General features: G+C 67.0%; 14 protein-coding genes and 3 rRNA genes. 6 read left to right on the top strand and 11 right to left on the bottom strand.

All coding sequences use genetic code 11. The features are described 5' to 3' along the window. Nucleotides 1-6: 6 nt before the first annotated feature. The 5 genes from OG430_RS22015 to OG430_RS22035 all read right to left on the bottom strand — a co-directional run bounded on the left by OG430_RS22015 (nucleotide 7) and on the right by OG430_RS22035 (nucleotide 7594). Nucleotides 7-651 carry an HAD family hydrolase gene (locus OG430_RS22015; protein WP_327354273.1) on the bottom strand — a complete coding sequence of 215 codons (645 nt, stop codon included), beginning with the start codon at nucleotides 649-651 and terminating at the stop codon, nucleotides 7-9. A 137-nt stretch (nucleotides 652-788) separates the two neighbouring features. Further along, nucleotides 789-905: ribosomal RNA gene (gene rrf, locus OG430_RS22020) — 5S ribosomal RNA — on the bottom strand. Nucleotides 906-1004: 99 nt separating this feature from the next. Continuing rightward, nucleotides 1005-4129, bottom strand: a 23S ribosomal RNA gene (locus OG430_RS22025). A gap of 315 nt (nucleotides 4130-4444) precedes the next feature. Next, nucleotides 4445-5970: ribosomal RNA gene (locus OG430_RS22030) — 16S ribosomal RNA — on the bottom strand. The 16S, 23S and 5S rRNA genes sit together here, the layout of an rRNA operon. A gap of 625 nt (nucleotides 5971-6595) precedes the next feature. Next, complete coding sequence (locus tag OG430_RS22035; RefSeq protein WP_327354274.1) at nucleotides 6596-7594, bottom strand: GlxA family transcriptional regulator; 999 nt, start codon at nucleotides 7592-7594, stop codon at nucleotides 6596-6598. A gap of 75 nt (nucleotides 7595-7669) precedes the next feature. Here OG430_RS22035 and OG430_RS22040 point away from each other — a divergent pair, with 75 nt between their 5' ends. Further along, nucleotides 7670-8254, top strand: coding sequence for a cysteine hydrolase family protein (locus OG430_RS22040; protein ID WP_327354275.1), 585 nt, complete (start codon nucleotides 7670-7672; stop codon nucleotides 8252-8254). Nucleotides 8255-8393: 139 nt separating this feature from the next. Further along, nucleotides 8394-8663: a hypothetical protein gene (locus OG430_RS22045; RefSeq protein WP_327354276.1), complete on the top strand. Its 270-nt coding sequence runs from the start codon at nucleotides 8394-8396 to the stop codon at nucleotides 8661-8663. Nucleotides 8664-8677: 14 nt separating this feature from the next. Here the strand turns inward: OG430_RS22045 and proC are convergent, their stop codons facing one another. Beyond that, nucleotides 8678-9487 (bottom strand): pyrroline-5-carboxylate reductase, encoded by an 810-nt coding sequence (gene proC / locus OG430_RS22050; RefSeq protein ID WP_327354277.1) that lies wholly within the window; start codon nucleotides 9485-9487, stop codon nucleotides 8678-8680. Between the two features lie 280 nt (nucleotides 9488-9767). On the opposite strand from proC, the gene OG430_RS22055 reads away from it, so the two are divergent. Further along, entirely contained in the window at nucleotides 9768-10556 is a 789-nt protein-coding gene (locus tag OG430_RS22055) for an ABC transporter ATP-binding protein (RefSeq protein ID WP_327354278.1), read from the top strand. After that, nucleotides 10553-11290: an ABC transporter permease gene (locus OG430_RS22060; protein WP_327354279.1), complete on the top strand. Its 738-nt coding sequence runs from the start codon at nucleotides 10553-10555 to the stop codon at nucleotides 11288-11290. Before OG430_RS22055 ends, OG430_RS22060 begins: the two co-directional genes overlap by 4 nt. A gap of 20 nt (nucleotides 11291-11310) precedes the next feature. Here OG430_RS22060 and OG430_RS22065 read toward each other — a convergent pair whose 3' ends face one another. Next, entirely contained in the window at nucleotides 11311-11814 is a 504-nt protein-coding gene (locus OG430_RS22065) for an EamA/RhaT family transporter (RefSeq protein ID WP_327354281.1), read from the bottom strand. A gap of 191 nt (nucleotides 11815-12005) precedes the next feature. On the opposite strand from OG430_RS22065, the gene OG430_RS22070 reads away from it, so the two are divergent. Next, entirely contained in the window at nucleotides 12006-14294 is a 2289-nt protein-coding gene (locus OG430_RS22070; protein WP_327354283.1) for a serine/threonine-protein kinase, read from the top strand. A gap of 62 nt (nucleotides 14295-14356) precedes the next feature. Here OG430_RS22070 and OG430_RS22075 read toward each other — a convergent pair whose 3' ends face one another. Further along, nucleotides 14357-14650, bottom strand: coding sequence for an SH3 domain-containing protein (locus OG430_RS22075; protein ID WP_327354284.1), 294 nt, complete (start codon nucleotides 14648-14650; stop codon nucleotides 14357-14359). 129 nt (nucleotides 14651-14779) lie between these two features. On the opposite strand from OG430_RS22075, the gene OG430_RS22080 reads away from it, so the two are divergent. Beyond that, entirely contained in the window at nucleotides 14780-17005 is a 2226-nt protein-coding gene (locus OG430_RS22080) for a serine/threonine-protein kinase (RefSeq protein ID WP_327354285.1), read from the top strand. A gap of 107 nt (nucleotides 17006-17112) precedes the next feature. Here the strand turns inward: OG430_RS22080 and ilvD are convergent, their stop codons facing one another. The 3 genes from ilvD to OG430_RS22095 form a co-directional block, all read right to left on the bottom strand. Next, complete coding sequence (gene ilvD / locus OG430_RS22085; protein WP_327354286.1) at nucleotides 17113-18963, bottom strand: dihydroxy-acid dehydratase; 1851 nt, start codon at nucleotides 18961-18963, stop codon at nucleotides 17113-17115. Between the two features lie 120 nt (nucleotides 18964-19083). Further along, the gene (locus OG430_RS22090) at nucleotides 19084-19713 is read right to left on the bottom strand and encodes a TetR/AcrR family transcriptional regulator (RefSeq protein ID WP_327354287.1); all 630 of its coding nucleotides are present in this window, start codon (nucleotides 19711-19713) and stop codon (nucleotides 19084-19086) included. Then, entirely contained in the window at nucleotides 19710-20534 is an 825-nt protein-coding gene (locus tag OG430_RS22095; protein WP_327354288.1) for a sugar phosphate isomerase/epimerase family protein, read from the bottom strand. The genes OG430_RS22090 and OG430_RS22095 overlap by 4 nt, the downstream gene beginning before the upstream one ends. Between the last annotated feature and the right edge of the window lie 21 nt (nucleotides 20535-20555).

The following is a 20555-nucleotide window of genomic DNA, read 5'->3' on the forward strand; positions in this document are numbered from 1 at the left end:
GATGGATCAGTCAAGCATTTGGAGAAGCTGTCCCATATCCCCGAAATAGGCAGTGGCTCCTTCGAGGCGGTCGGCCGGCGTCATCGCGGTGAACCCGTAGACGGCCATTCCGGCAGCGAGCGCGGCCTGGACTCCGAGCGGGCTGTCCTCGATCACGAGACAGTTCTCGGGCGGTACGCCCATCCGGTCGGCCGCGTGCAGGAAGAGGTCCGGCGCCGGCTTGCCCTGGCCCACGTCCTCGGAGCTGAAGATCCACTCCTCCTCGAACCACTCGTCGATGCCGGTCTGGTGGTGTCCGGCCCTGATCCTGTCGTGGCTGCCGGAGGAGGCGACGCAGTAGGGGGTGCCCTCTTCGGTGAGCTTGGCGAGCACATCGGCGACGCCGACGACGGGCTTCAGCTCGCGCTCGAAGCCCGTGAGGATGCGGGAGTGCAGCGTGGCGTCGAAATCCTCGGGCAGCTTCTGCCCGGTCCGCTCCTCGACGAGGTCGTGCACACGGTGGACGGCGGCCCCCATGTAGTCACGGACGGACTCCTCGTACGAGGTCGGGTGGCCCAGCTCGGTGAGGTAGCCGGCGAGGATCGTGTTGGAGATCGGCTCACTGTCCACAAGGACGCCGTCGTTGTCGAAGATGACCAGGTCGTAGCGCATGCTTCGACCTTAAGTGACCGTGCCCCGTTCGGCGCGCAGGCCGAAGGTCCCTTAAACACAAAGGTTTCCTACAGAGACCTATAACGCAGAAAACCCCCGCACCATAGGTGCGGGGGTTTCCCTTTCATCTAAATTTAGTTCGGCGGCGTCCTACTCTCCCACAGGGTCCCCCCTGCAGTACCATCGGCGCTGTGAGGCTTAGCTTCCGGGTTCGGAATGTAACCGGGCGTTTCCCTCACGCTATGACCACCGAAACACTTTGAAATTTTGAACCGATGCCTCAACCCCCATGGCCTTAGGGGGGAGGCGTGTTGTTCGTTATTTCAGAACTAACACAGTGGACGCGAGCAACTGAGGACAAGCCCTCGGCCTATTAGTACCAGTCAGCTCCACCCCTTACAGGGCTTCCACATCTGGCCTATCAACCCAGTCGTCTACTGGGAGCCTTAACCAATCAAGTTGGTGGGAATACTCATCTTGAAGCAGGCTTCCCGCTTAGATGCTTTCAGCGGTTATCCTTTCCGAACGTAGCCAACCAGCCATGCCCTTGGCAGGACAACTGGCACACCAGAGGTTCGTCCGTCCCGGTCCTCTCGTACTAGGGACAGCCCTTCTCAATATTCCTACGCGCACAGCGGATAGGGACCGAACTGTCTCACGACGTTCTAAACCCAGCTCGCGTACCGCTTTAATGGGCGAACAGCCCAACCCTTGGGACCGACTCCAGCCCCAGGATGCGACGAGCCGACATCGAGGTGCCAAACCATCCCGTCGATATGGACTCTTGGGGAAGATCAGCCTGTTATCCCCGGGGTACCTTTTATCCGTTGAGCGACGGCGCTTCCACAAGCCACCGCCGGATCACTAGTCCCGACTTTCGTCCCTGCTCGACCCGTCGGTCTCACAGTCAAGCTCCCTTGTGCACTTACACTCAACACCTGATTGCCAACCAGGCTGAGGGAACCTTTGGGCGCCTCCGTTACTCTTTGGGAGGCAACCGCCCCAGTTAAACTACCCATCAGACACTGTCCCTGATCCGGATCACGGACCCAGGTTAGACATCCAGCACGACCAGAGTGGTATTTCAACGACGACTCCCCCTGAACTGGCGTCCAAGGTTCAAAGTCTCCCACCTATCCTACACAAGCCGAACCGAACACCAATATCAAACTGTAGTAAAGGTCCCGGGGTCTTTCCGTCCTGCTGCGCGAAACGAGCATCTTTACTCGTAGTGCAATTTCACCGGGCCTATGGTTGAGACAGTCGAGAAGTCGTTACGCCATTCGTGCAGGTCGGAACTTACCCGACAAGGAATTTCGCTACCTTAGGATGGTTATAGTTACCACCGCCGTTTACTGGCGCTTAAGTTCTCAGCTTCGCACACCCGAAAGTGCACTAACCGGTCCCCTTAACGTTCCAGCACCGGGCAGGCGTCAGTCCGTATACATCGCCTTACGGCTTCGCACGGACCTGTGTTTTTAGTAAACAGTCGCTTCTCGCTGGTCTCTGCGGCCACCCCCAGCTCAGGAAGCAAGTTCCTTCACCAGTGATGGCCCCCCTTCTCCCGAAGTTACGGGGGCATTTTGCCGAGTTCCTTAACCATAGTTCACCCGAACGCCTCGGTATTCTCTACCTGACCACCTGAGTCGGTTTAGGGTACGGGCCGCCATGAAACTCGCTAGAGGCTTTTCTCGACAGCATAGGATCATCCACTTCACCACAATCGGCTCGGCATCAGGTCTCACCCTTATATGTCATCCGGATTTGCCTAGATGACGGGCTACACCCTTACCCCGGGACTACCACCGCCCGGGCTGGACTACCTTCCTGCGTCACCCCATCGCTTACCTACTACAAGTCTGGTTCGTCGGCTCCACCACTTTCCTTTCCCCGAAGGGTCCGGAACGGCTTCACGGACTTAGCATCGCCTGATTCAGTATTGGGCGTTTCAAAGCGGGTACCGGAATATCAACCGGTTGTCCATCGACTACGCCTGTCGGCCTCGCCTTAGGTCCCGACTTACCCTGGGCAGATCAGCTTGACCCAGGAACCCTTAGTCAATCGGCGCACACGTTTCTCACGTGTGTATCGCTACTCATGCCTGCATTCTCACTCGTGAACCGTCCACAACTCGCTTCCGCGGCTGCTTCACCCGGCACACGACGCTCCCCTACCCATCCCAGCCCCCGTTGGGGGTATGTGCTGGAATGACACGACTTCGGCGGTACGCTTGAGCCCCGCTACATTGTCGGCGCGGAATCACTAGACCAGTGAGCTATTACGCACTCTTTCAAGGGTGGCTGCTTCTAAGCCAACCTCCTGGTTGTCTCTGCGACTCCACATCCTTTCCCACTTAGCGTACGCTTAGGGGCCTTAGTCGATGCTCTGGGCTGTTTCCCTCTCGACCATGGAGCTTATCCCCCACAGTCTCACTGCCACGCTCTCACTTACCGGCATTCGGAGTTTGGCTAAGGTCAGTAACCCGGTAGGGCCCATCGCCTATCCAGTGCTCTACCTCCGGCAAGAAACACGTGACGCTGCACCTAAATGCATTTCGGGGAGAACCAGCTATCACGGAGTTTGATTGGCCTTTCACCCCTAACCACAGGTCATCCCCCAGGTTTTCAACCCTGGTGGGTTCGGTCCTCCACGACCTCTTACAGCCGCTTCAACCTGCCCATGGCTAGATCACTCCGCTTCGGGTCTAGAGCGTGCAACTCAATCGCCCTATTCGGACTCGCTTTCGCTACGGCTTCCCCACACGGGTTAACCTCGCTACACACCGCTAACTCGCAGGCTCATTCTTCAAAAGGCACGCAGTCACGACGCATTAAGTAAACTCAATGCGCGACGCTCCCACGGCTTGTAGGCACACGGTTTCAGGTACTATTTCACTCCGCTCCCGCGGTACTTTTCACCATTCCCTCACGGTACTATCCGCTATCGGTCACCAGGGAATATTTAGGCTTAGCGGGTGGTCCCGCCAGATTCACACGGGATTTCTCGGGCCCCGTGCTACTTGGGTGTCTCTCAAACGAGCCGTTGACGTTTCGACTACGGGGGTCTTACCCTCTACGCCGGACCTTTCGCATGTCCTTCGTCTACATCAACGGTTTCTGACTCGTCTCACAGCCGGCAGACTGTGAAAGAGAGATCCCACAACCCCGCATGCGCAACCCCTGCCGGGTCTCACACGCATACGGTTTGGCCTCATCCGGTTTCGCTCGCCACTACTCCCGGAATCACGGTTGTTTTCTCTTCCTGAGGGTACTGAGATGTTTCACTTCCCCTCGTTCCCTCCACATGCCCTATGTGTTCAGGCATGGGTGACAGTCCATGACGACTGCCGGGTTTCCCCATTCGGAAACCCCCGGATCAAAGTCTGGTTGACGACTCCCCGGGGACTATCGTGGCCTCCCACGTCCTTCATCGGTTCCTGGTGCCAAGGCATCCACCGTGCGCCCTTAAAAACTTGGCCACAGATGCTCGCGTCCACTGTGTAGTTCTCAAACAACGACCAACCACCCATCACCCTGACCCTTACGGTCAAGTTCACTGGGGCCGGCATCCCGAAGCACAACCTTGCGGCCGTTACTTCAGATACCCAACAGCGTGCCCGGCCCAGTCCCCAACCCGCTTCGCTTTCCACGCTCCGAAGAGCAGTACTTGCGGCCCGAGTTGGCCAACTGTGCCGAATAATCAACGTTCCACCCATGAGCAACCACCGTCGAACGTGTGCCGACGTAATGGCCCTGGACCACCAAGCAAGCTTGGCGGCCTAGATGCTCCTTAGAAAGGAGGTGATCCAGCCGCACCTTCCGGTACGGCTACCTTGTTACGACTTCGTCCCAATCGCCAGTCCCACCTTCGACAGCTCCCTCCCACAAGGGGTTGGGCCACCGGCTTCGGGTGTTACCGACTTTCGTGACGTGACGGGCGGTGTGTACAAGGCCCGGGAACGTATTCACCGCAGCAATGCTGATCTGCGATTACTAGCAACTCCGACTTCATGGGGTCGAGTTGCAGACCCCAATCCGAACTGAGACCGGCTTTTTGAGATTCGCTCCACCTTGCGGTTTCGCAGCTCATTGTACCGGCCATTGTAGCACGTGTGCAGCCCAAGACATAAGGGGCATGATGACTTGACGTCGTCCCCACCTTCCTCCGAGTTGACCCCGGCGGTCTCCTGTGAGTCCCCATCACCCCGAAGGGCATGCTGGCAACACAGGACAAGGGTTGCGCTCGTTGCGGGACTTAACCCAACATCTCACGACACGAGCTGACGACAGCCATGCACCACCTGTATACCGACCACAAGGGGGGCACTATCTCTAATGCTTTCCGGTATATGTCAAGCCTTGGTAAGGTTCTTCGCGTTGCGTCGAATTAAGCCACATGCTCCGCTGCTTGTGCGGGCCCCCGTCAATTCCTTTGAGTTTTAGCCTTGCGGCCGTACTCCCCAGGCGGGGAACTTAATGCGTTAGCTGCGGCACCGACGACGTGGAATGTCGCCAACACCTAGTTCCCACCGTTTACGGCGTGGACTACCAGGGTATCTAATCCTGTTCGCTCCCCACGCTTTCGCTCCTCAGCGTCAGTAATGGCCCAGAGATCCGCCTTCGCCACCGGTGTTCCTCCTGATATCTGCGCATTTCACCGCTACACCAGGAATTCCGATCTCCCCTACCACACTCTAGCTAGCCCGTATCGAATGCAGAACCGGGGTTAAGCCCCGGTCTTTCACACCCGACGTGACAAGCCGCCTACGAGCTCTTTACGCCCAATAATTCCGGACAACGCTTGCGCCCTACGTATTACCGCGGCTGCTGGCACGTAGTTAGCCGGCGCTTCTTCTGCAGGTACCGTCACTTTCGCTTCTTCCCTGCTGAAAGAGGTTTACAACCCGAAGGCCGTCATCCCTCACGCGGCGTCGCTGCATCAGGCTTTCGCCCATTGTGCAATATTCCCCACTGCTGCCTCCCGTAGGAGTCTGGGCCGTGTCTCAGTCCCAGTGTGGCCGGTCGCCCTCTCAGGCCGGCTACCCGTCGTCGCCTTGGTGAGCCATTACCTCACCAACAAGCTGATAGGCCGCGGGCTCATCCTTCACCGCCGGAGCTTTTAACTCCCTGCCAGGAGGCAAGGAGTGTTATCCGGTATTAGACCCCGTTTCCAGGGCTTGTCCCAGAGTGAAGGGCAGATTGCCCACGTGTTACTCACCCGTTCGCCACTAATCCACCCCGAAGGGCTTCATCGTTCGACTTGCATGTGTTAAGCACGCCGCCAGCGTTCGTCCTGAGCCAGGATCAAACTCTCCGTGAATGTTTTCCCGTAATCGGGACGACACCACGAGAGCGGAACAACCAGGAGGAATAGTCCCGGTCGTTCACAGCGTCCTCGCTGTGTTTGCCTACCAACCGGTGTAGATCGGCAGGACTTTTTCAAAGGAACCTCATCCCCAGCCAAGATTGGCCGTGGACGGGGTATCAACATATCTGGCGTTGATTTTTGGCACGCTGTTGAGTTCTCAAGGAACGGACGCTTCCTTTGTACTCACCCTCTCGGGCTTTCCTCCGGGCGCTTCCCTTCGGTCTTGCGTTTCCGACTCTATCAGACGCTTTCGTGTCCGACTTCCTCGGTGCTTTCCAGTTCTTCGCTTTCGCGTTTCCCTTTCCGGCGATGTTGACTCTATCAGATCCTTTCGGGCCTGACTCCCAGTCAACCGGGTTTGTCTTTGCGGCTGTTGGGCCGTTCCGACGAGTGAGACTTTAGCGGAATCTCGGCTCCCGACCTAATCGGGGCGCCCTTTCGAACGCGGATTCCTCATTCCGTAAAAGCGCACGAAAACGAGCCCGCGACGGATCGCAGTTCGTTCTTATGGTTCTTGCGGATTGGCTGTCCGGGGACCGACCGGGGTCGGCGCTCACGTCGGACAACCCGGAGAACATTACGTATGCGGAAGGGCAGTGTCAACTTCGGGGCGGGCGGGCCTCGTGAAGGTGGCCCGGTAGGCGCTGGGGCTGGTCGCGAGGTGGGCGGCGAAGTGCTGGCGCATGGTGACCTCGCTGCCGAAGCCGGCTCGGCGGGCGACCTCGGGCAGCGGGTGGTCGGTGCGCTCGAGGAGCTTCTGGGCGGCGGTGATGCGCTGCGTGATGAGCCAGTGCAGCGGGGTGGTGCCGGTGGTGGCATGGAAGTGCCGGGCGAAGCTGCGCGGGGACATACCCGCGCGGGCAGCGAGGTCTGCGACGGTGTGCGGTTCTTCGAGGTGGGCCAGGGCGTAGGCGCGGACCTCGGCCAAGGTGTCCGCGTCACGGTCGGCGCGGGGCGTGGGGCGCTCGATGAACTGGGCTTGAGTGCCCGAGCGGAAGGGGGCGGTGACCATCGCGCGGGCGATGGTGGCTGCCGCCTCGGCTCCGTGGGTCGTACGCACCAGGTGGAGGCAGAGGTCGATGCCTGCTGCTGTGCCTGCCGAGGTCCAGATGCCGGAGTCCTCCACGAACAGCGCGCCGGGGTCGACGGTGATCTGCGGGTATCGGGCGGCGAGGGTGTCGGCCAGGTGCCAGTGAGTGACTGCTCGGCGGCCGTCGAGGAGTCCGGCACGGGCCAGGACGAAGGCTCCCGCGCAGAGGGAGGCGACCGGAGTCCGGGCGGCGTGCGCTTGGCGGAGGGCTTCGAGTACGGGGGCCGGGGCGTCATCGTCCGGGTCCTCGATGCCCGGGACCAGGACGAGGTCCGCCTCGGCGAGCCAGCCGAGCGGGCGGTCCGGGGTGAGGGTGAGACCGCCTCGCAGGGGGACGGGTGTGTCCGGGTCGGCAGCGACGCGGCGGAGCTCGAAGGGCGGGACGCCGCGGAGGCGGCGGTCGGAGCCCCAGACCTCGGTGATGACGGAGACGTCGAAGGCCCGGATGCCGGGGAACGTGATCAGGGCGATGCGCTGCGGTCGCATGGTTGGCAGTAAACCATCGATCGCTGACTTTTCTTCCTCTGGGGTGTGCGGTGGACCGGAGACAGCATGGTGGGCATGGAGATCGCGGAGAACGCAGCGCTTGTTGTCATCGACGTACAGAAGGGCTTCGAGGAGGAGTTCTGGGGGAAGCGGAACAATCCGGATGCCGAGGGGAACATCGCGGCGCTGATCGACCACTGGCAGGAGTCGGGGCGGCCGGTCGTGTTCGTACGGCATGACTCGCCGGCGGAGTCGCGGTCGCCGTTGCGGCTCGGGCACGTGGGCAATGACTTCAAGGACTTCGTGCAGGAGCGGCGGGGGAAGGGCCGGGGCCCGGAGGTGCTCGTGACGAAGACCGTGAACTCGGCCTTCTACGGGGAGCCGAGTCTGGATGTCTGGCTGAAGGAGGCGGGGATCGGGCAGATCGTCATCGCCGGTATCCAGACGAACATGTGCAACGAGACGACCGCGCGGATGGGCGGGAACCTCGGGTACGACGTGGTGTTTCCGCTCGATGCCATGCACACCTTCGATCTCGCCGGGCCCTTCGGGTGGTCGGCGAGCGGCGATGAGCTGTCGCGGGCCACGGCGGTCTCGCTGCACGGGGGAAGGTTCGCGAAGGTCGTGACGACCGAGGACGTGCTGCGGGCCGCGGGCTGAGGTCTTTTGGTCCGTGAGGTGTGGCCGTTCGGCCGACGTATGGGCGGCGGGGATTTTCTAGCGTGGGTGCCGCCGTATGCCCGTCTCTGGCTGGAGCCCGACCTTGTCTGTTGTGCCGCGCCTTCGTTCACGTACCGCCGTGTTGTCTGTCGCCGTCGTGGCGTGCGTGGCGGTTTCGGCGGCGCCCGCCCCGGCGGCCGTGCATGTGTCGGAGCGCGGGGAGCACGTCGCCAAGCTGCGGTCGCGGGTGCTCGACCGGCTGAACGACCGGGTGGAGAGCGAGATCGGCCGGCTGCGGGCACAGGGCGGGCACGGGCGTGAGGTGCGGGAACTGCAGGCTCGGTTGCGGCACGGGTGTGCGGTGGCCGAGCAGTTGCACCTCGTCGTCGAGGCGGCGGAGGGGAGTTAGCCGCCGGTGTCGGCTCAGCCGTTGCCGGAGGCGAGGGCGCGGCTGCGGTCGCGGGCGGCTTCGAGGGCGGCGATGAGGGCTGCGCGTACGCCGTGGTTCTCGAGTTCGCGGATCGCGTTGATGGTGGTGCCGGCCGGGGACGTGACGTTCTCGCGGAGCTTGACCGGGTGTTCGCCGCTGTCGCGGAGCATCACCGCGGCGCCGATCGCGGACTGGACGATCAGGTCGTGGGCCTTGTCGCGGGGCAGGCCGAGGAGGATGCCCGCGTCGGTCATGGCCTCGACGAGGTAGAAGAAGTACGCCGGTCCCGAGCCGGAGAGGGCCGTGCAGGCGTCCTGCTGGGACTCGGGCACGTTCAGGGTCTTGCCGACGGCGCCGAAGATCGCCTCTGCGTGGGCGAGGTCGGCGGCGCCTGCGTGCGAGCCGGCGGAGATGACGGACATGCCCTCGTCGACCAGGACCGGGGTGTTCGGCATGACGCGGATGACCGGGGTGCTGTCGGGGAGGCGTTCCTCGATGAAGGCCGTGGTGATGCCGGCCGCCGCGCTGATGACCAGGCGGTCGGGGGTGATGTGGGGGGCCAGTTCGTCGAGGAGCTTGGCCATGTCCTGCGGCTTGCAGGCGAGGATCAGGGTTTCGGCGTGCTTTGCCGCTTCGGCGTTGGTGACGGGGTCCACGGCGTAGCGGGTGCGGAGTTCTTCGGCTCGCTCCGGGCGGCGGGTGGTGACCAGGAGGTCGGCCGGTGTCCAGCCTGCGCGGATCATTCCGCTGAGCAGGGCCTCGCCGATCTTGCCGGTGCCGAGGACTGCGACCTTCTGTGTCATGGCTTGCCTTCCCGTTCGTCTGTCCGGGCCATCCTCGCATCGCGCTCCGCTGGGTGGGGTGGGTGTCCGAGGCGTGGGCTCCGCCCCCGGGCCCGTTCGTTTCGGCGAGCCGTGGGTGGGTGGTTGCTGCTCAAGACCGGCCCCTCCCCGCCCCTTCCCTTAAGGCTGCCGCCGGCTTCAAAAGATTGTCCTCAAACGCCGGACGGGCTGAAGAGACGCGGACCGACTGAATGCCAGTGGCGTCTTGACCCGGGGTCCCCTCAGGCGCATTATTCATCGCATGATGAATAATGCCATTCGCGCTGAAGGGCTCACCGTTGTCCGCGGCCCCCGCACAGTGCTGCGCGGGCTCGGCTTCGTGGTGCCCCGGGGGCAGATCACCGGGCTGCTCGGGCCCTCCGGGTGTGGCAAGTCGACGTTGATGCGGGCCGTCGTCGGAACGCAGGGCAAGGTCAGTGGGACGTTGGAAGTGCTCGGGCGGGCGGCCGGGGACGCGGCTCTGCGGTCGGTGATCGGGTATGTCACGCAGGCGCCGTCCGTGTACGACGACCTGACCGTGCGGCAGAACCTCGAGTACTTCGCGGCGATCCTCAGTCCGGGCCGCGCCGCCGCAGAGCAGCGCCGGGCCGATGTCACCCGGGTCATCTCCGAGGTCGACCTCGGCTCGCACGCCGGCTCCCTCGCCGGGAACCTCTCCGGCGGCCAGCGCAGTCGCGTCTCGCTCGCGGTCGCCCTGCTCGGCACCCCCGAGCTGCTCGTGCTCGACGAGCCGACCGTCGGGCTCGACCCGGTGCTGCGGCGCGATCTGTGGGACCTCTTCCACGCCATCGCCGAACGCGGCACCACGATCCTCGTCTCCTCGCACGTCATGGACGAGGCCGAGCGCTGTCACCGGCTGCTCCTCATGCGCGAGGGCAAGATCCTCGCGGACGACACCCCGGACGCCCTGCGCCGCCGTATGGACACCGAGACCGTCGAGGAGGCGTTCCTCCGGCTGGTCGACGCGGCCAATGAGCGTGCCCGGCTCGCCTCCGATCACGTCAACTCGCCCAAGGAGTCGACCCGATGACTGCCGCCCGCACCCTCGCCACCGCCGGCCGTGTCCTGCACCAGCTGCGTCACGACCCGCGCTCGATCGCGCTCATGGTCTTCGTGCCCTGCGTGATGCTGCTTCTGCTGCGCTACGTCTTCGACGGGAGTCCGCGGACGTTCGACAACATCGGGGCCTCGCTGCTCGGGATCTTTCCGCTGATCACCATGTTTCTGGTGACCTCGATCGCGACCTTGCGGGAGCGCACCTCGGGCACCCTGGAGCGGCTGCTCGCCATGCCGCTCGGCAAGGGCGATCTGATCATGGGGTACGCCCTCGCGTTCGGGCTGCTCGCGATCATCCAGTCCGCCCTCGCCACCGGCCTCGCCCTGTGGGCGCTCGGCCTGGACGTGGTCGGCTCGCCCTGGCTGCTGCTTGTCGTCGCGCTGCTCGACGCGCTGCTCGGGACGGCGCTCGGGCTGTTCGTGTCGGCCTTCGCGGCCTCCGAGTTCCAGGCGGTGCAGTTCATGCCGGCCGTGATCTTCCCGCAGCTGCTGCTGTGCGGACTGTTCACCGCCCGCGGGAACATGCAGCCCGTCCTGGAGAAGATCTCGAATGTGCTGCCCATGTCGTACGCCGTGGACGGCATGAACGAGGTCCTCAGGCACACGGACATGACCGCGAACTTCGTGCGTGACGCCCTCGTCGTCGCGGGCTGCGCGGCCCTCGTCCTGGCCCTCGGCGCCGCGACCCTGCGCCGCCGCACCGCCTGACCGTCAGGCAAGGCCGCGCGTCAGGCCTTGCCCTTCTTCTTGCGGGAGGCGGGGTTGCCCGCGCGGCGGGCGCTGCGGCGTTCGTACTGGGCGAGGGCCGTCTCGTACTCCGTACGACGCAGCTTCTCGCCCGGCGCCTCCATGAAGCTGCGGAGGAAATACGCGAGCAGCGCACCGATGAAGCCGATCGCCGTGACGGTGCGCAGCTGGGCCTGTCGGTCGGGGTCCGGGCGGGTGCTGAACGACTCCCAGGTGCGGCGCAGGGCGACGGCGCTGCAGGCGGAGAAGACGACGACCACGAGGAGGCTGATGAAGCTGCCCACCTGGGCGATGTCCAGGCCCTCGTAGGCGAGCTTGAGGAGGAAGGCGCCGCCGGCCGCGCCCAGGAGCGCGCACAGGCCCAGGGCCGCGCGGCGCAGGGCGTAGCCGTTGTCGTGGTCGACCCAGGTCGTGCCGACCATCGGGATGGGGTCGGGCTGCGGGCCGGCGGGGGTGGAGGTGGGGGTGTCTGATTCGTCGCTCACCTCCCGATTATCGCCCGTGCGCGGGCGGGGGGCGGAATTGCTGCAGCCGGGCCCGGAACCGTTGCTACCGGGCCCGGAACCATCGCTACCGGGCCCGCGGGGGCCACGCTGTCGGACAAGGGCGCTAGTTTTGTGCGTCACCGGAGTTTGTGACCGGAGGTTGCCGGGAGAGACGGGGGAGGTTGGCAGCTGTGCGGCTGCGTGGGGGCGATCCCGAGGCCATTGGCGGATATCCGCTGGAGGCCCGGCTTGGCGCGGGCGGGATGGGGACCGTCTATCTGGCGCGTACGGCGTCGGGGCGGCCCGTGGCGATCAAGCTGATCCATCAGCACTTCGCGGACGACGAGGAGTTCCGGACTCGTTTCCGGCAGGAGATCTCGGCCGCCCGCCGGGTCAGCGGCGCCTTCACCGCGGCCGTGGTCGACGCCGACCCGGAGGCCGAGCATCCGTGGATGGCCACCACCTTCATCGAGGGGCCCACCCTCGCCCAGCGCATCGCCGACGAAGGGCCGCTGGGCGGCGCCGAGTTGCGGATGCTCGCGGTCGGGCTCGCGGAGGCACTGCGGGACATCCACCGCGCCGGGGTGGTGCACCGGGACCTCAAGCCGTCCAATGTCGTGCTCTCCCCCGAGGGCCCGCGCGTCATCGACTTCGGGATCTCGCGGGCCGCCGACAACCAGACGCTCACCATGACCGGCCGCGTCATCGGTACGCCGCCCTTCATGTCGCCGGAGCAGCTGCAGGCGCCGCGGGACGTCGGGTCCGGCTCGGACGTCTTCTCGCTGGCGACGCTCCTGGTGTACGCGGCCACGGGGCAGGGCCCGTTCGACGCGGACAGCCCCTATATGACCGCGTACCAGGTGGTGCACGAGGCCCCGGCGCTCGGCGCGGTGCCCGCGGTGCTGCGCACGGTGGTCGAGCCCTGCCTCACCAAGGACCCCGCGAGCCGCCCCTCCGCCGGGCAGCTGCTGACCCAACTCATGGAGCTGCCGGACGACTTCGGCAGGGCCGAGCCGGCCACCACCGGCGGGCCGGCCCTCGACACGCAGACGCGGGCCCTGTCCCCGCGTACGGCGGCCAAGGACAGCCCCACCCAGGGCGTCGGCCGGCGCCTGCGCAGGCGATGGCGGTCCGTGCTCGCGGCCGCCGTGGCGGTGGCGGCGATCGGGGGCGGCGTCGCGATCCTGCAGGCCGGGCCGGGCGAGCAGGCCCCGACCGACAACTCCCGGCAGACCGTGGCCACTTCGGGCAAGGGCCGACTGCCCAGCGGGTTCCACCCCTGGCAGGACACGGTCCGCGGCAAGCAGGAACTCACGGACGAGCTGCGCTGCGCGGCGAGCGGCGGCGACCTGTACTGCGGGGGCGGCGGTCTGGCCGCGGCCCGGCTCAAGGCGTCCGACGGCTCCACGGTGTGGAAGGTCGACAGCCCGGGAGTGCCCGTGCAGGGCATGCATCTGGCCGGCCTCACCGGGGCGGCAAAGGGTGCCGGTCCGGTGGTCGTCGGCTATCGCCAGCGCGCCGGCGGGGCGCCCATCGAAGTCGTCGCGGTCTCCGCGGACGGCAAGGTGCTGTGGTCCGCACCGATCGGCCTCGACTCGATCCTGTATCTGGGGCAGTCGCTCGACGCGGTCCTGCTGCCGCGCGGCAAGGAAGGCACGGCGGGCACGGCGGGCACGGCGAGCAAGGCGGGCGAGGACGGCACCGCCGACGTCCTCTCGGTCGACGCCGCCCACACCCACATCGAGTCCCGGCGGGCCCGCAGCGGCAAGACCGTCTGGCGCACCCCGTTCCCCGCGGGCACCCAGTGCGCGCCGTACGTCGCCGGGACGCACGCCTACGCCGTCTGCGCCCCGCTCGCCGAGGTGCAGGGCACCGAGGTGCTGCACCCCGTCGTGCACACCATCGACGCCAAGACCGGAAAGCTCGGCAAGGGCGTCCGGTTCGACGGGCGGATGAAGCCCGTCGGCGCGGCGCAGGGCAGGCTCGTCCTCGTACAACAGCGGTGGAAGGACGCCGCGTTCGACCACTACGACAAGGTCGCGCTCCTCGATCCGCGGACCGGCAAGGTCACCGCGCACCCGCTGCGGACGTCGGCCGCCTCGACGCCGGGGCTGCGGGCGGGCGGGGCGCCGGTCGTGGCGGACGGGACGCTGTACTTCACCGGGCCCGGCGGCCGGGTCAACGCGGTCGACCCGGCCAGCGGCAAGGAGAAGTGGTCACGGCAGACCGGCGCGGAGTGGCTGTCGGCGCCCACCCTCGCCGACGGCGTCCTGTACTTCGCCTCGGCGAGCGGCCGCGTCGTCGCCCTGGAGGCGCCGGGCGGCAAGCCGCTGTGGACCACCGACACGCGGGTGGACGGGCTCGGCGGCGACGCCGGCGTCAGCGCGCGGGTGACGGTGGCCGGCCGCGCCGTGATCGTGAGCGCGGACGGGAACACCTTGTTCGGCTTCGACGCGGGCAAGCCGCCCAAGCCCGAGTGAGACGCGGGCGGCCCGCCGAAGTCCGAATGTTCCGCATTGTGCGGTGCCGGTCGACCTGACGGTCAGCAGCGCGGCGCCACGTACCCGTCGCTGCCCGTGCGGACGTACGTGTCGGAGATGTAGCGCCCGGAACCTATCCGGTCCCAGATGTTCGACGTACCGGTCGGTCCGGTGACCGTCGTGCCGGGCCGCTGGCAGTAGATCGTGACCATGGTGCCGCCCCGGACCCGGCCGACGACGGAGTACGAAGTCCCCGGGCCCGAGCGGACGTTGACGTCGGCGCACACCGCGTAGGTGCGTGCGGTCGTGGCCTCCACGGCCTCGGTGGGCTCTGGTGCGGTCAGGTTCTCGCTCATGGTGCTCTCCCCCGTGTTCGGCATCTTCCTCATCCGTTAGATGAGACCCCAGTGGCCCGCGGTTCCCGCGTGCGCAGCGGATACATACTCTGTACGCGTCAACTGTGGACACGGGGGAGGAGCAGGGCTGTGCCGCTGAGTGCGGAGGACCCCGCAGCGATAGGCGATTACGCCCTGGTCGACCGCCTCGGCTCGGGCGGCATGGGCGTCGTCTATCTGGCCCGGTCGTCCACGGGGCGGCAGGTCGCGCTCAAGGTGGTGCACCAGCAGTTCGCCGAGGACGAGGAGTTCCGGATCCGCTTCCGGCAGGAGGTCGCGGCGGCCCGCCGGGTCAGCGGGGCGTTCACCGCCGCCGTGGTCGACGCCGACCCCGATGCGGTGCGGCCCTGGATGGCGACCGCGTTCATCGAGGGGCGGACCCTCGCCGAGCGGGTACGGGCCCAAGGGGCCGTACGCGGACGGGAGTTGCGGCAGCTCGCGGTCGGGCTCGCCGAGGCGCTGCGGGACATCCACCGGGCCGGCGTCGTGCACCGGGACCTCAAGCCGGCCAACATCGTGCTGTCCGGCGAGGGCCCGCGCGTCATCGACTTCGGGATCTCGCGGGCCGCCGACAACCAGACGCTGACCATGACCGGCCGCGTGATGGGCACGCCGCCCTTCATGTCGCCGGAGCAGCTGCAGTCGCCGCGGGACGTCGGGCCGGCTTCGGACGTCTTCTCGCTGGCGGCGGTGCTGGTGTTCGCGGCGGCGGGGCGCGGGCCCTTCGACGCGGACAGCCCCTATCTGACCGCGTACCAAGTGGTGCACGAGGCGCCCTCCCTCGACGGGGTTCCGGCGGGGCTGCGGGCGGCGGTCGAACCCTGTCTGGCCAAGGAGCCGGAGCGGCGGACCGAACTGGGCGCGCTGCTCGGCCTGTTGCGGCAGCTGTCGGACGACGACGTTCCGGGCGAGGTGCGGCGCACCGAGGCGGCGTACATCGAAACGGTCCTGGACGGGCGGGGGACGGTCCTCGACGGACAACAGACAGAGAGCGCGACGCCGCCCGCGGGAGAGCGGAAGCGGCCACGCGCGCGTACCGCCCTGGTCGCCACGCTCGCCACCCTCGCGCTCGTGGCCGTCACGGGCGGCGTGGTGGTGGCCCTGCGGGCGCAGGACGGCGGCGGTACGCCCCCCGACCAGGGCGGCAGCGGCGCATCCGAGGTCCGGACGACGCTCGCCGGCGGCGCTCCCGTGGGCTGGCAGCCCTGGCGGGTGCGGCCCTTGGGGGACCTGGACAGCGGCGGCGACCTCTTCTGCAGGGTGCACCGGGACTCCATGTACTGCAGCGGCGACACCGACCGCCCCGTGCGGCGGATCCGGCTCTCTGACGGCAAGACGGTGTGGCCGGACGAGAAGGCGGACTTCAACATCTCGGCTCCGTCGGAGGAGGTGCTCGGCGTCACGGACCGCACGGTGACGGTCGTGCGGACCAAGTACGCGGAGGGCGCCGCCGAGTCGACGCACCGCGTCGTCGGCCTGGACCCCAGGACCGGCAAGCAGCGCTGGACCACCCCGGAGACCGACGTCAGCGGCACGGCCGATGCGCAGGCGGGCGGCATCGCGCTGCTCGCACCGACCGAGAGCGGGCCCGGGCTCCGGGCCCTCGACGCGGACTCCGGGGACGAGCTCTGGACGTTCCGCCCGCCCTCGTCCCTCCAGCGGGACCTCGGCAAGAAGGAGGCGGACTGTCTGCCCTACGGCGCCGGCGCCCGGCTCTACGCGTTGTGCGCCCCGGTGGGTTCGCCCGAGGGCCCGTCGAGGGTGTACGCGCTGGACGACAAGGGCGGCACGCTCTGGACGTACGACAGCCCCAACTACCTCGACCTGCTGGTCGCCGACGGCGATTCGCCGGTGTTCTTCACCGGCTCCGAGACCGCGAGCGGTGCGGACGAGTACTCCTCCGTCGTGCGGCTCGACGCCCGCACGGGCAAGGCGGTGGAGTTCACCGTACGACAGCCCAGCAACAGCTCGGTCTCGGCGACGGGCGGCGCCCTGTACTTCGCCCGGCCGGACGGGCGGTTGAGCGCCTACTCGCTGGCCACCGGTGAGCGCCAGTGGTCCCGCCTGGTCAACCACGACGGCCTCTCGGCACCCGTCGCGAGCGGCGATCTGCTCCTCGGCGCGACCCCGATCGGACAGGTCGTCGCGATGGACCGGCGCACCGGCAAGGAGCTGTGGGTGACGAAGCGGCACGCGGAGGACGGCGGGGACGGCTCCCGGGAGCCGCGCGTGCACGTGGTCGGCCGCATCCTCTTCGTGGAGGGCGGCGGGCCCACCCTGTTCTCGTTCGACGGGGCGAAGCCGCCCAAGCTGTAGCAGGCCCGCATACGTGAAAGCGGCCCGCCCCGGTGACTTCCGGGGCGGGCCGCTTCACGTACAACGTACGTACGGAGTTGAGGACTCGGCTGTACGAAGGCGAGGCCTCAGCCCAGCTTCGACACGTCCCGCACCGCGCCCTTGTCGGCGCTGGTCGCCATGGCCGCGTACGCCTTGAGCGCCTGGGAGACCTTGCGCTCGCGGTTCTTCGGGGCGTACGCGCCGTTCAGCGCGGCCTCGCGGGTCGCCAAGTCCTCGGCGGAGACCAGGAGTTCGACGCTCCGGTTCGGGATGTCGATGCGGATGCGGTCGCCGTCCTCGACGAGCGCGATCGTGCCGCCGGAGGCCGCCTCGGGCGAGGCGTGGCCGATGGACAGGCCCGAAGTGCCGCCGGAGAAGCGGCCGTCGGTGATCAGGGCGCAGGTCTTGCCGAGACCGCGGCCCTTGAGGAAGGAGGTCGGGTAGAGCATCTCCTGCATGCCGGGGCCGCCCTTGGGGCCCTCGTACCGGATGACCACCACGTCGCCGTGGGTGATCTCCTTCTTCAGGATCTTGTCGACGGCCTCTTCCTGCGATTCGCAGACGACGGCCGGGCCCTCGAAGGTCCAGATCGACTCGTCGACGCCGGCGGTCTTCACCACGCAGCCGTCGACGGCGAGGTTGCCCTTGAGGACGGCGAGGCCGCCGTCCTTCGAGTACGCGTGCTCGGTGGAGCGGATGCAGCCGCCCTCGGCGTCCGTGTCGAGGGTGTCCCAGCGCTCGGACTGCGAGAAGGCGGTGGCGGAGCGGACGCAGCCGGGGGCCGCGTGCCACAGCTCGACGGCCTCGGCGGACGGCGAACCGCCGCGCACGTCCCAGGTCTTGAGCCAATCAGCGAGGGACGCGGAGTGCACGCTGTGCACGCCTTCGTTCAGGAGGCCGCCGCGGTAGAGCTCGCCGAGGATGGCGGGGATGCCGCCTGCCCGGTGCACGTCCTCCATGTAGTACGTGCGGTCCTTGGCCACGTTCGGAGCGACCTTGGCCAGGCACGGGACGCGGCGCGAGATGGCGTCCATGTCCGCGAGGCCGAAGTCCAGCTCGGCCTCCTGGGCGGCGGCGAGCAGGTGCAGGATCGTGTTGGTCGAGCCGCCCATCGCGATGTCGAGCGCCATGGCGTTCTCGAAGGCGTCGAAGGTGGCGACGTTGCGCGGCAGGACCGTCTCGTCGCCCTGCTCGTAGTAGCGCTTGGTGATGTCGACGACCGTGCGCCCGGCGTTCTCGTACAGCGCCTTGCGGGCGGTGTGCGTGGCGAGCACCGAGCCGTTGCCGGGGAGGGAGAGGCCGATGGCCTCGGTCAGGCAGTTCATCGAGTTGGCGGTGAACATGCCGGAACACGAGCCGCAGGTCGGGCAGGCGTTCTCCTCGATACGCAGCATGTCCGCGTCGGAGACGTTGTCGTTCACCGCCTCCGACATCGCGTCGACCAGGTCGAGCGTGCGGACCGTGCCGTCGACGAGGGTCGCGCGGCCGGACTCCATCGGGCCGCCGGAGACGAAGACCGTCGGGATGTTGAGGCGCAGGGCGGCGTTCAGCATGCCGGGCGTGATCTTGTCGCAGTTGGAGATGCAGATCAGGGCGTCCGCGCAGTGCGCCTCGACCATGTACTCCACGCTGTCCGCGATCAGGTCGCGGGAGGGGAGGCTATAGAGCATCCCCCCATGCCCCATCGCGATGCCGTCGTCGACCGCGATGGTGTTGAACTCGCGGGGCACCGCGCCCGCCGCCTTGATCGCCTCGGAGACGATCCGGCCGACCGGCTGGAGGTGGGTGTGGCCCGGCACGAACTCGGTGAAGGAGTTGGCCACGGCGATGATCGGCTTGCCGATGTCCTCGCTCGCTACGCCCGACGCCCGCATCAGGGCGCGGGCGCCCGCCATGTTCCGGCCGTGGGTGACAGTGCGGGACCTCAGCTCGGGCATCGCCGCTCGCTCCTTCAATGACACTTCAAAGACAGGCTTCAAAGACAGATGTGACTGCTGTCGAGCGTACGCCGGTGATCCAAGATCCGGACAAGCGTTCCGGATTCTGGGATGCGCTGCTCACTCCTCGGTCAGATACCGCTGCAGCGTGGGCGCGACGAACTTGATGATCTCTTCGGGGTCCGCAGAAGCCATCGGCTCGACCTTGATCACGTACCGCGCGAAGGCGATCCCGATCATGTGGGACGCGGCCAGCTCGGCACGGAACTTCGGATCCGGTACGTCCAGATCCCCGCCGACCCGCTCGATCAGCCGCTTCAGCACGAAGCTCCGCAGCACCTTCGCCGCGGCCTCGTGGGTCACCGCCGAGCGGATCACCGCGAGCAGCGGGGTGCGGGTCGCCGGGTTCTCCCAGACGGCGAAGAAGAACCGGGCCAGGCGCTCGCCGGCGCCGTCGAGCCCCTCCTCCACCGCGTCGATCACGCCCACCGCGGGCTCGAAGGTGACCTCGATGGCCGCGGCGAAGACGTCGTCCTTGGTGCCGAAGTAGTGGTGCACCAGGGCCGAGTCCACCCCGGCCGCCTTGGCGATGCCGCGCATCGACGTCTTGTCGTAGCCCCGCTCGGCGAACTGGTCCCGGGCCGCCTGCAGAATGCGGTCCCGGGTCGCGGGGCCCTGCTCCGACTCCGTACGAGAAGGACGTCCGCGGCGCCGCGGCGCCTGCGGGACCTGAGGGGCCTGCTCACTCACGCCTTGTCCACCCGGAGCGCGGACGCGAGGTGCAGCCGGGTGAAGGCCAGCGCCTCGGCCAGGTCGGCCTCACGTTCGGCGCTGGACATCGCCCGCCGCGTATTGACCTCGATGACGACGTGCCCGTCGAAGCCGCTCAGCGCCAGACGCTCCAGCAACTCCGCGCAGGGCTGGGTGCCGCGGCCGGGGACCAGGTGCTCGTCCTTGGCGGAGCCGTTGCCGTCGGCGAGGTGGATGTGGGCGAGGCGGTCGCCCATTCGGTCGATCATCTCCATCGCCTCGGTGCGGGCGGTCGCGGTGTGCGAGAGGTCGACGGTGAAGTGCCGGTAGTCGTCCTTGGTCACGTCCCACTCGGGGGCGTACGCGAGCATTTCCCGGTCGCGGTAGCGCCACGGGTACATGTTCTCCACGGCGAACCGCACATCGGTCTCGTCCGCCATCCGCCACAGCCCGCTGACGAAGTCGCGTGCGTACTGCCGCTGCCAGCGGAACGGCGGGTGGACGACGACGGTCGAGGCGCCCAGCTTCTCGGCGGCGGCCTGGGCCCGCTGCAGCTTGACCCACGGGTCCGTGGACCACACCCGCTGGGTGATCAGCAGACATGGGGCGTGCACGGCCAGGATCGGGATCTGGTGGTAGTCGCTCAGCCTGCGCAGTGCCTCGATGTCCTGGCTGACCGGGTCGGTCCACACCATGACCTCGACGCCGTCGTAGCCGAGGCGCGCGGCGATCTCGAAGGCCGTCGCGGTCGACTCCGGATAGACCGAGGCCGTCGACAGGGCGACCTTCGCATCCGGGATGCGCACCACTGGTTCTGCCACGAGGGACAGCGTACGGGGAGC

This window comes from Streptomyces sp. NBC_01304, assembly GCF_035975855.1.
Classification (GTDB): Bacteria; Actinomycetota; Actinomycetes; order Streptomycetales; family Streptomycetaceae; genus Streptomyces.